The following is an 11534-nucleotide window of genomic DNA, read 5'->3' on the forward strand; positions in this document are numbered from 1 at the left end:
GGCCATCAGGCCGGACTACGCCAGCTTATGGATAGCGCTTCATCCGGCCTGATGACCCCCTGCGTTGTGCCAAGAACATACCATTCAATGGTGCGTCAGGCACGGTGCAGACTGTCCAGATAACGCGACAAGTTCCTCGGCGGCATAGGCCGCTGTGCCAAAGCGGTTCTTGAGATCACGCCCCAGACGGCTGGCATGTCCGGTCCAGTGCGACAGCTCGTGGGCGAGCGTGGCGTAGTAATGATCGAAGCCTTCGAAGAGGCTCGTCGGCGGCATGGTGACGCGATCCGCAGTCGGTTCGTAGTAAGCCTCGCAGCCCTGATGACGCAGATTGACGGGGATGGCGGCGAAGAAGGCATCGAGCTCGGCCTCGCGTCCTTCGGGCTCGACCAATTCCAGCGTTGCAGCCGGATGGAAGCGCTCGGGGAGGCCTTCGACCTGATCGGCATTGAACACTGGATAGGCCTTCAGCACCCGGCGGGCCTCGTCGGTTTTTTCGCCGGTATCGGGAGCCTCCACCTCCTTGGTGTAGCTCTTGTAGAAGATCGCGATGGTCGACTTTTCGCCCTTGCGGACCTGGGCGCCGAGCGACTTGGCTTGGTTATACGTCATCCAGAACGATGAGGCATAACCGCACATGTCGGCGACCATCCATAGCCAGAACACATTCATGCCCCGGTACGGAATCCCGCAGGCCCGCAAGGGCCGCGAAACGGGCACGCCGCGCCACGGCTTGATCCACGGCTTCGTGCCGGATTCCAGACGCGCGATGATCTCCTGTGTGATGCGGGTGGCGGGCGACAAGCCGCTGCTCTGTCCCTTGCGATAGGCCATGATGGTTCTCCTGATCTTGGCATCTGGTCAGTCGGCGACGGTTTCGCCGGTCAGTGCCACAGGGTCCCGAGCCCCCTCTGCTCTCCTTCCAAAAAAGGAAGCGGCCCTCCAGCGTAAGCCGAAGGACCGCTTCTCGAGGTGCGAGTGGCCTTGCCTGTCAGGAGGAGGTCAGGCGGCCAGCTCGCGGGGGGACTGATCGTCGGTATCGACAGCGGGATCAGCTGCAGTGGCGTCGATCCCGGGTTCGCCAGCATCCTGCCCAGCTGCAGCGAAGCGCATGACCTCGGGCACCCAGGCCAGAGCCTTCTCGCGTACTTCGACTTCGGTGATGTAGGTGCCGGCGAAGACACGCTCGGCACTCATCGCGAGATCACCCTTCTTGACCGACGCAAAGCGCGAGGAAAGCTCAAGACCGCCGACGTCGGTCAGGGCGTCGAGGATCACCTGCTTCGACACCCGGTCGAAGTAGTTGGCCGCAGTCGGTCGCCACCACTGCGCCATGTCGATGCCGATCAGGCGGCCGAGATGATCCTGGAACGGCAGCTGACGCTCGCCCGCCATGTTGAGGCTCGCCTCGAGAGACCGGGCAACGACATAGCCCAGCCAAGCGGCGCGGCTGTCATCGGAGAGCGCGCGGAACAGGTCGAAGCGGCAAGTCGCATCTTCGCCAGCGCGCCAGCTTTCGTCGAGACCGGACCTGAGCTCGGCAAGCGCGCTGCTGGCCGGAGCATCTTTGGCTTCGAAGCCGATGATCGGCCCTGCCGGTAGGGGTGCACGCAGTGTGGTTGCGGCCCGTGCCCGCCAGTCATGCGTATCAGCATCAGCCAGCGTGAAGACCATGACGTCGAGCGCAAGCCCCGGATCAGAGGCAACATGCAGCGCCAGGACGTCGCGGCGCTGCATGGCGAGCTCGTCGACCAGGCGCTTGGATAAGGTCGTCCGGCGCTTGTCCGAACCTTCCTCGCCAGCAACGACTTCGATCCCATCGTCGGCCTTGGCGGGTTCAGCCTGACGCTCGCCGTAGAACACCGGCTGGAGAACCGGCGTGCCATCGCGCGAGAGCACCAGCACCATCCCTGCCTCGGCCTTGAGTGCGGCCGCGATGACGGGCGGCCGTGCGCGGATTTCCTGACACTCGCGTTCGATGGCCTCGATAGCCGCTTCGGCCGCCGCCACGGCTTCCCCGGCACTATCCTCGTCCTCGAGGATCGCGGCATGCTCGTCATAGGAGGCATCGAGTTCGTCGAGCCTCGCCAGTTCCGCCTCAGTGAGCGGCGCCGGTTCGGCAGGAAGCCTGACCAGCCCTTCGACCAGATCATGGCTGGCATAGGGATCGAGCGTGGGCTTGACCCAGGCGAGACCCTGCTCGGCTGCGAGCGCCTTCGCCTGTTCTTCCATCTTCGCCGCCGCGAGGCTCTCGAGCAAGGCGACATCGGCCCAGGATTCGCTGTCATCGTCATCGAACAGTTCGCGTTCGATCCGGCCGCCGGCAGCGATGTAGGCGTCTCGGCCAACAAGCCGGGCACGGGGATCGCTGCCCCGGACGGTCCCGGAGAGGACCATTCGCCGAATGCTGTCGGGATTGGGCGCATAGTAGGCCGATGAAACCTGCTCGAAGACGCGGGTCTGGATTTCCTGGTCCGAAGTCGCACCGAAGGCCTTGGCGATGTCGAGGGTGATCTGGCCGGAGGCCAGTGCCTCGAACACGACGGGCGCAAGCTTCGCGAGACGCAGGCGCCCCTCGACGAAACGAACCGCCAGGCCGAAACGTCTGGCAACATCTTCAACTGTCGCACCGCCTGCCACGAGCGCGGCAAAGGCCTGTGCTTCATCGGCGGGGTTCATGGCCAGGCGGTGGAAGTTCTCCGCGAGACTGGTCTCGACCGCGGCTTCGGCGCTGTCTTCGAGCACGAGGCACGTGACTTCGTGATCGCGGGCGAGGAGCTTTTCATCCGCCAGCGCCAGCATCGCGCGGCGGCGACGTTCGCCGGCTTCGACCTCGAACTTGCCCTTTGCGGCAGGCCGGACAATGAGGTTTTGCAGCAGCCCATGGGCTGCGATGCTGGCCTTAAGCTCAACATCTGCTGCCGGATCACTGTGACGGCGGACATTGCGGGGAGATTGAACGAGCTTGTTCAGCGGGATCGACTTGATCATGGGTTACACTCCTGATGTGAGCCCGGTGCATCGACCATCGACGCCCAAATGGCTCAATCAGGGCAAAGCTCACTCCCCTCTTGTGCGTTCGCAGTATATCTCACGATAGACACGGACAATGGTGAATCACTATGACTCGAACAAAACTTACTTCGATTATTTAACAATATACAGATAATCTTATAAAGAAGCTACGCTTCAAATTTCATGAGTTTTTCGCCAAACTTATTCTTTCCAATTTTAGGAGCTTTGCTTCAGGTTCGTACGCCCAGTGACGAAGATCGCGAAATTCAAGCATGCGAAAGGCTCACCAAAGTTTCGCGCCGGACCACCGACACCGACAGCTTCCACTGTTGAGGCGGTCGGCCTCCAATAATTACTAGGATCGGCTCCGGACATTGATACGCAGGATCGACTGATATCTCGCGCATCGAGACAATGTCGGTGCCGCTGGGCGCAGGCGAGCCATTCGGGTGATAATGCCATTCGCCAAGATAATGGTATCCGTCCGCCCAGCGCGCAGCCAGTAACTCGCGCAGGCCGGAGGTGCCGCGCCTGAACCACCACCATCCCGCCCGCGATCCACGCGGCTTTGAAGTGGCCTCAATGACCTCGGCCACCCATCCTTCGGCATCGTAGCGACCGATCAAGATGCCACCTGTCTCGCACCTCCCCGCCTGTGCCGCAGTTGCGAGGATCGTGTCGATCGCTGTGCTGGACAGCCATACGCCATAGCCCGAAGCAAAATTCCGGAACTCCATGGCGTCAGGCCACATGGCGTTCGATCGCACCATAGTCGTCCTGGACGAAATGCTCGCACAGGCGACCACGCTCAACCACTGCGCGGCGGATGAACTTGGTCCCGATCGCGGCCCAGAGCCGAACGTCGTCGGCGGAAGCGGGGAAAACGGGGTGCCAGCACCCAATACCCTCCATGAGGTCTAGCGCCTCCTCCTCGGGCCTTGCTGATGCGGCGAGGAAGCGCTCCATTGCATCGGTCGCCGGGAAGGACGCCTGCTCGTCGGCGTAGGCGACTAGTCCTTTCGCGCGCCATGTCATGGACAGGCTGACGAACATCTTCACGCCGTCCCAGGGATAGTCGGCCATCGCCCGCAGGACCGCATCTTCCGCGGTGCAGTCAACGATCACGTCCCAGCCCTCGAGCCGTTTGCGCTCGGCCGCCTTGGCCGGCGGAAATGCAATCGTGACGTCCTCGACGTTAGCGTCAGGCATCATCCGGTTGAGCGCCGCCGCAAGCGCCTTCGCCTTGCCGTGCCCCAATTCACGCATCGAAAGCGTGTGGCGGCTGAGGTTGCCAAGGTTCAAGACGTCCGCATCGACGATCCCCATCCGGGTGACGCCCATGCGCACCAGGTTCTCCGCCACCGCGCTCCCAAGCGCGCCGCCTCCGATCATCAGGACCGACTTGCCCCGCAGCTCGTCCTCCGCCGCGCCGCGCCTCCGGATCTGGTCGGGCGCCCAGTTCGCCGTCTTGACGTAATCCAGCGGCCGCTTGTCCGCCGCCAGCGCCCGATCCCACTGGCGTCGGGCATCGGCGCGATCGGAGAAGCCGCGGCGCACGTCGTCCCTGCGGGCCGTCCGCATGTTCCCGATCGCCAGCCAGTGCATCCTCTCTGGATCCGCACCCTTCGTCTCCGCCATCGGGAAGCCCATGAGAAGCGTCGATGGGATCCGCCGGCCGGGCCGTTCGATATGACGCAGCTGCGCTCCGGCCTGAGCGAGGATTCCGGGCAGATCGACCGACACCTCGGAACAGAATCCGGTCAACTGCTCCCAGGTGGCCGGCAGGCGCCACGGCGCACCAATCACCAGAATGGGCATCACGAACCACACGGCGTCGACCTGACCGGGCGTGACCGGCAACCCTGGCCCCCAGCTCGGACGCCTGATGCTGGCACGGCTGGGATCCATGAAGTCGGCGATCGCAGCCGTTCCGATGGAACCGGGCACGTTGGCCAGCGACGCGAAGCCCCAAGGCACGGCGGCGCTCCTCCACCACTCCAGCCCGGCGCGGTCTTCCCAGAAACCGATCGTCACGGCTGCAATGGTGGACGGCAGGACGGGCAGTTCGATCGGGTCGCCTTCCTCGACGAGCCGGTCAGACGCAGCCGCGTCGATCCACGTCAGCAGCCGGCCGATGTACCAGTCGATCCGTCGATCCAGGTCGGCGGGCTCGCCGCTCCAGCCTTCGCGGCGGAATGTCGCAGTCGGTCGCTCGAGGCAGGGGTTGCCTGTACGCCAAGCTACGCCTTCCGGCGGGTGGGCGTTGTAACTCTGATGCGGAAACGTCGCCTTTATGCCTTCCTCGACATCGGGAAAGACATCGATCTCGAACCCGACGCCGCATGGCGAAGCGACGAGATGCCACCCCGACCATTCGTCGATATGCTCGCTCGCCGGCACCGACAGCGCCGCGCGGAACCGGAACGACCACACCCCGCCGCCGCGATCCGTCCAGCCGTCGACGAGCTCGAAGCGCGGGTCGGCAGGTATGGTCGCCAGCGCCGACGCCAGCGGTTCGGGGACCGTCATCCGTCAGGCGAAGCGGTTGGTCTTAGGCTGCGCGGCGATCGCGGGAGACGTGAAGCCGCGCGCCCTGTCTCCGCCCTGCGGACCGGGCAGCGGGAAGCACTTGCCGAACAGGCCCTGCCAGATCTCGCCGCTCTCCGCTGCGTCCTGCGAGTCCAGCGCACGGCGCGCTTTGCCAGCGGCAGCGGAGGCGGCCGTATGGAAAGCGACGAAGTCCGCCGCATCGAGGCGCTTGAGCACGTCGTGGGTCGGCACGCCGTGATCAGGAAGGAAGGGGACCACCTTGGCCTGCGCATACATGCGGAACTGGTCCCGGATGCCCTCGAAGGCGAGCGTTACGCCTTCCGCGACGCTTTCGATGCCGTCGGGCAGGACATAGCCGATCATGTGCTCCAGCGGATAGCCCTTGGGGTACTTGGGCAGGCTGTCGACATGCTCGTGGCGCCACCACTTCATGGCACGCACGACGTTGATGTAGTAGCCGTTGCAGGCCCGGTTCTTGTCTGCCGTCCACTTGATCTGCGCCAGCGGGTGGGTCGGCCCCCAGTCCTTGACCGTGCGATCCGGCAGCATGAGCGGATGCGGCTTCCAGTCGGCCTCAGGCATGGCGTCGTTCGCCATGAACGCGGTGACGGCGCTATCGGGGTTCCAGCTCTTGCTGAGGTTCCAGTCGGACCGCTCCTCGAGCGAAGCGGTGGTCTCGACCGCCTGCGACCGGTAGATGGCCAGCAGCTTTTCGCGGTCGCTGGCGTCGGCTGGAAGCGCCGTGACGACAAGGTCGAGATCGACGTAGGACAGCTCGATGCCGAAGGAACGGTCCTGCTGAACCCACTTCCCGGCGTAGTGCTGGTTGAGGAAGGGAACGAAGCGCTTCATCGCCACGGCTGGCTTCTCGGCATTGTGGTCGATGGTGGTGACGATCACCACGTCGACGTCTGACCGCTTGCCCCCGGTGGGGCGCACGGCCGTCGACCGGCGGACGCTTCCCTGGAGGAACGACGACACGATCAGCGGCGACAGATCGGGATCGGCCATGAGACGGGCCCGCAGCGTTCGGGATCCCATCTTCCACTCCTCTTTGTGCCGCTCGCTCGGGCGGATGTCGCGAAGGAACTGATCGAACTGCGGACGAAGCTCCATGATGCTGCCTCAGATGGTGAAGGTTGGGCGGTAGAGGCCATCGACACGGCCCCCGAAGTCGAACTCGTATGGCGCGCACATCCCCATGGAATCCGCGTGCTGGCCGAGGAGGAAGGAAAAGGCGTTGGGCGCGGCGACGAACAGATGCGTCGTGCCGCCGGGGCGGCGAACCTTGGCCACCGCGCCGGCGACGGCGTCGGCGATCCTAGCGGCATGCGCGCCGCCAGCCACCGATTGCGGCCCCGGCCCACCCTCGGGCGCGACCATGAGCAGGCGGCCGACGGAAGGCAGGTTTTCCGCGATGTAGCTGCGGACGTCAGCGATCGTGTCACGGGTCACGGCGACGGAGACCGCGACGTCCTTTCCATCGCCCATCACCTCCTCGGTGACCACCGGATCGGGGCCGTCGCGTCCGTCGGCGGAATTCCAGACGATGCTCGTCGCGCGCCCCTTCTGGAGGAACTCGACATCCGCGCCCGACTTGAAGCCGAAAACGGTGCCGGCGAGGAATGCGAGCGAGCTGTGGGCGTCGAGGAAGAGGCGCAGCACCTTCCCGCGCTCAAGCACGCCTTCGAGGAAGGGCAGCGCCTCGTCCCGCAGGGCATCCCATGTGACGCCGTCGCGCGGGTGGCGCAGGTTGAAGTGCCGCACAAGCGAGAGCGTGTTCTCCGGCGCCGCCTCCAGCATGTCGGCCGCAGTGACGCCCTTCGTGAAGGAGCGGATCGCCACGTTCATGCGATCGGGCCCGGCTGGAGTGTCCGGCTGCAGCCAATTCTCCTCCCGGCACAGCCTGTCGAAGGCGTCGCGGGTCAGTCCGTTGATGCTCCTGACGAGCAGGTTCCGGGCCGCCTGGTCATAGCGGAAGGTGGAGGATGTCTCGTCGCCCAACAGACCGACGAGGCGGAACTTCTCGCTGACGCGACCACGAAGATCCTCGAGCGAGTCGCTGTTCGGCTTGATGAAGAAGTCGGTGAGCAGCTCCTTCAGCTTGTCATCGCTGTCGAACTTCATGTGCTCCCGCCAGAGCTTGCGCACCTGGCCCATTCGGCTGCTGTCCGTCTTGGTGCCGTCGAACAGCTTGTGGATGCGCAGTCTACCGTCGTTGCGCGAGACGAGCTCGCCCAGCACGTCGCCCTGCGTGATCTGGTCGGTCGTCACCAGCGTGAACGCCGCCTCCTTCGGGACGTTGGGATTGGCCTTGGCCTGTGCCAGACGCTGGAGGATCGAGAAGGTTTTGCCGCCGACGAAATCAGGATCGATGAGCCGCTCATATCCGAAGTGGCCGCTGTGGTCGGAGTGCCACTTCACCTGATGGTAGTCGACCGTGATGCGATAGGGACCGGAGCTCGGTCGGCCGGGGTCGTATCGCACGACGACGTCGTCGAACGCCTTGGGCTCTTTCGCCTCGAAAGTGACCTCGACGACGTCCGGGCGCTGCGGATCGCGCAACGCGGCCGCGTGCAGCCAGAAGAAACGAGATTGGTAGTCGTCCCCATGCCACCGGGGTATCACGGCGTCGGCCATCGTCGTTTCCTTCCCTGGTCATGCCGCAGCCCCCGATTGACGTCCGCATCTTGACGCGGCGACTCGGATGGGTCTTTGTAACCCGACTTGAAACTAGATGGGTCTCGCTTCTATATGGGTCAAGAGGCTAGAGGGGTAAAATTGTGAACGACGATCCGAAGCGTCCGTGGACGCAGAACCGGCGGTTTGAGTTCATCGAATGGAAGCTCTTCTGGGAGGGGCAGCTCAACCGAAGCGACCTCGAGACGCAATTTGAGATCTCCACCCCGCAGGCATCGGTCGATCTCAAGCGTTATCGCGAGATGGCGGGAGACAACATCGCGTACGACGCCACGGAGAAGGCGTTCGTCCCCACTCGCCGTCTCGTTCCGCAGTTCTTGGCGCCGTCCGCCGATCGTCTGCTGCTGCAGCTGCGCGCGCTCCTCTCCGCTGCGCTGCCGCGGCGCGAAGTCTGGTTCAAGTCCCTTCCAGCTATCGACATGGCACCCGATCTCGTCAGGCATGTCGATCCCGACTGCCTCCGGGTAATCCTGCAGGCGATCCGCACGCGATCGGCGATCAATGTCGAGTACCGGTCGCTGACCAACATCCGCTGGCGTCAGATCGCCCCGCACGCGCTCGCGTTCGACGGGCACCGATGGCATCTTCGGGCCTGGTCCTGCGACCGGCACGACTTTCGCGACTTCGTCCTCAGCCGGATCGGCCAGTTCGGCGAGATCGAAGCAGCCTCGTACGATCCCGAGGATGACATCGAATGGGGAACGCGGATCAAACTACACCTGCGTCCACACCCAGGCCTAACCGAAGACCAGAGGCTGGCCATTCAGCGAGACTACGACATGGATGACGGTCGTCGTGAGGTCGAAGTCAGGCTGTCGATGGCGTACTACTTCATCAAGCGGATGAACCTGGATCTCCCGGACTTGCCAGCCACACGTGTCCAGATCTGCATTGAGAACATAGATGAGGTCGATGCCGCCATCGCCGCCGCGAGGGAGGAGGGAAAAAGGAGGATCGCCGAGAGGATGTTGCGGTCGAGGTAAACGCCGTTGGGATATCGCTGCCCTCATACCGTCGGCTGCTATCGACGAGGTCATACGCTGGGCTAGCGCACGTGCTGCTCGGAGACAGTCAAAGACTGGTGCGCTATGGGAACGGATGGTTCGAAAAGGCATTCGCGCTTAATCGCCAAGTGAACTTGCCGACATTCCCGCCTAGGGTCAGATGGGCGGCTCGCCAGTCCAGTCTTGCACGAGCGTACGCCAATCGATCACGCGCGCACTCTTCCCGGTCCACACGTCCCAGAAATCAGGGTCTGAGGATTGCGGCCGATGTTCCTCGGCCAGTTCGTCCATTTCAACCAGCAGAGGGATCGGCGTTGCCCAACCGAGAAGCACGGCCTGACGCGATGGCAGGCTAGGAAGCTCCTTCAGCAGACCCGCAACATTGTCCGGAACAAGCCGTGCGACTAACGCCTGGTCAAGGTCATTGACGATCCGATGAAGCAAGAAGGTGTTGCACTGGGCAAGGATGGTCGGTGACAGTTCGGACGGTCGCTGGGAGGATAGCATAAGGCCTAAGCCAAACTTTCGTCCTTCGCGCGCTATCTTTTCGAACGTCTCGCGGCAGAGTTGCGCGGGGTTCTCAGGAACGCCATCATCGTTCCCGCCGCGGCGAACGAAGCTATGCGCCTCTTCCAAGACCAGCGTCGTAGGCAGCGGCTTTCCGTCCGGATGCAGCCGTCTGTAGCGCTGCAATGCCTCGAAGGTCAGTCGGCCGAGCACGGCGACAACGATATGGATAACCTCGGAGGGAACGAGCGAAAGATCGATGATCGCCACCTGACCGTTCGCTGACGCGTTGCTGCCGATCAGGTCGTCGAGCCAAGTATCGAAGCTGATCTGCGGTTCGCTGCCGACAACCTGCCCGAGCCGGGGATCTGCCATCATTCCCCGGATTCGCATGCCAAGCGTGCTGATGAAGCCCGCAAGCCCGCCCCCTTCGGTCGCGGCGATCCGCTCGAGGTGATCCGGCAACATCTGCACGTCGAAGGGGATCGGTGCATCCTCGGTGATTTGCGCGGCCGCCAAGGCATCCTCGACCTGATCGAGAAATGATTGCAGGGCAGCCTGAACGGATTCGATTTCCTCGACGGCGAAGCTGTTGAACCAACCGTTGTTTCCGCGCCGATTGTTGGCGACGTCTCGAATGGTCGCGGCAATATCGATGAGCGTTGCCGCAGGGTCTCCGTCGAGCCGCGCGCTCATCGCGTCGCAATCCGCCGCCATGTTGTCCATCAGGTCGCCGCATTGGCGTCGTGAACCGGCATCGCCCGCAAACGCCGCCGGTCCGCGCGCGAGCAAGGCATCGACCAGCAACCTGTATGAATAGATGTGCCGCCGAACCAGCGCCGCCGCCGGCACGCCGGCGAGATTGCCGCTTTTCAGGTCACGAAGGGCTTGGAGCAACAGCGGTCGCTGCGCGCCCGGTCGGGCGAACGACACCGCCGTCCATTCATGGCCGTTCCAGAGCCAGGCCGGCAGGCGCAGTGCTCGTTCACCCTTCTGATCGTCGACGGGTGGCACGCGGAACAGCCGGACATTGTCCGCGCGATCGGCGAACGCTTTGGCGTATTCTCCATTGGGGTCGAGAATAATGAACCGGGCGTTCGGCCCTTGAGCCGGGTTTGTGAGCGCTGTTTGCGCGGCGTCGAGCGACCATCGGATTAGACCAGCAACCGAGCAGGACTTGCCGCTGCCAGTATTACCGAGCACAGCGACGTGACGCCCAAAAATCTTGTCCGGATCGACCATGATCGAGGTGTTTGCGGCAAGCGGCGAAGAGCCGATCCGGACACGGCGATCCTTGTCCTTTGCACCGACGATCGCTGCGATCTGCTCGGGCGTCGGTATCAGGATCTGATCGCCAACCGAGGGAAATGCGACCACGCCGCGGCTGAGGTCGTAAACGCTGGTTCCTGCGCGGCGGTCGCGGCGCACGGTCAGCGTGCCGATCGGAGTGAGCGCCATTTTGCGCAGCGGGAACGGCAGGTCGATGAGGCCGAAGTCCTTCAGCCCCGAGCGTTTTGGAAATGGCGAACGCTCGATGCCGATCCAAGTGACATAGGCCACTGTCGCGCCAGCCTCATTGGGTATCAGAACATAGCTGTTGAGGCGGGGAAAACTGGTCGGCGTACCTGTATTTAGCAGGCCGCTGAAAAAGGGCTTGGCTATCGGGCCATGAGATGATTCATCGAGGCAGGACGCGATGAACGAGGCCGATGGATGCGCGGGACGGACGAACGATCGGGCGAACTGTTTTCCTACGTC

Annotated in this window: 8 protein-coding genes; 1 reads left to right on the forward strand and 7 read right to left on the reverse strand. The window is 63.6% G+C overall.

Features of this window, described 5'->3' with window-relative positions:
• Positions 1–84: 84 nt before the first annotated feature.
• The 6 genes from HHL27_RS21835 to HHL27_RS21860 form a co-directional block, all read right to left on the reverse strand.
• Positions 85–834 (reverse strand): ArdC family protein, encoded by a 750-nt coding sequence (locus tag HHL27_RS21835; RefSeq protein ID WP_169495476.1) that lies wholly within the window; start codon positions 832–834, stop codon positions 85–87.
• Between the two features lie 168 nt (positions 835–1002).
• Entirely contained in the window at positions 1003–2991 is a 1989-nt protein-coding gene (locus HHL27_RS21840) for a ParB/RepB/Spo0J family partition protein (RefSeq protein ID WP_169495477.1), read from the reverse strand.
• Positions 2992–3281: 290 nt separating this feature from the next.
• Positions 3282–3782, reverse strand: a complete 501-nt coding sequence (locus HHL27_RS21845; protein WP_206069789.1) for a Mov34/MPN/PAD-1 family protein — start codon at positions 3780–3782, stop codon at positions 3282–3284.
• Positions 3757–5544: a ThiF family adenylyltransferase gene (locus tag HHL27_RS21850; protein WP_169495479.1), complete on the reverse strand. Its 1788-nt coding sequence runs from the start codon at positions 5542–5544 to the stop codon at positions 3757–3759. Before HHL27_RS21850 ends, HHL27_RS21845 begins: the two co-directional genes overlap by 26 nt.
• A gap of 3 nt (positions 5545–5547) precedes the next feature.
• Positions 5548–6681, reverse strand: coding sequence for an SMODS domain-containing nucleotidyltransferase (locus HHL27_RS21855; RefSeq protein ID WP_169495480.1), 1134 nt, complete (start codon positions 6679–6681; stop codon positions 5548–5550).
• A 9-nt stretch (positions 6682–6690) separates the two neighbouring features.
• Positions 6691–8205, reverse strand: a complete 1515-nt coding sequence (locus tag HHL27_RS21860) for an SAVED domain-containing protein (protein ID WP_169495481.1) — start codon at positions 8203–8205, stop codon at positions 6691–6693.
• Between the two features lie 143 nt (positions 8206–8348).
• Here HHL27_RS21860 and HHL27_RS22845 point away from each other — a divergent pair, with 143 nt between their 5' ends.
• Entirely contained in the window at positions 8349–9248 is a 900-nt protein-coding gene (locus HHL27_RS22845; protein WP_169495482.1) for a BrxR family helix-turn-helix transcriptional regulator, read from the forward strand.
• Positions 9249–9425: 177 nt separating this feature from the next.
• On the opposite strand, the gene HHL27_RS21870 is transcribed toward HHL27_RS22845, so the two are convergent.
• Positions 9426–11534: ATP-binding protein (locus HHL27_RS21870; RefSeq protein ID WP_206069790.1), on the reverse strand; the 2109-nt coding region annotated here is incomplete at its 5' end.

This window comes from Novosphingobium olei (assembly GCF_012927405.1).
GTDB classification, from domain to species: Bacteria; Pseudomonadota; Alphaproteobacteria; order Sphingomonadales; family Sphingomonadaceae; genus Novosphingobium; species Novosphingobium olei.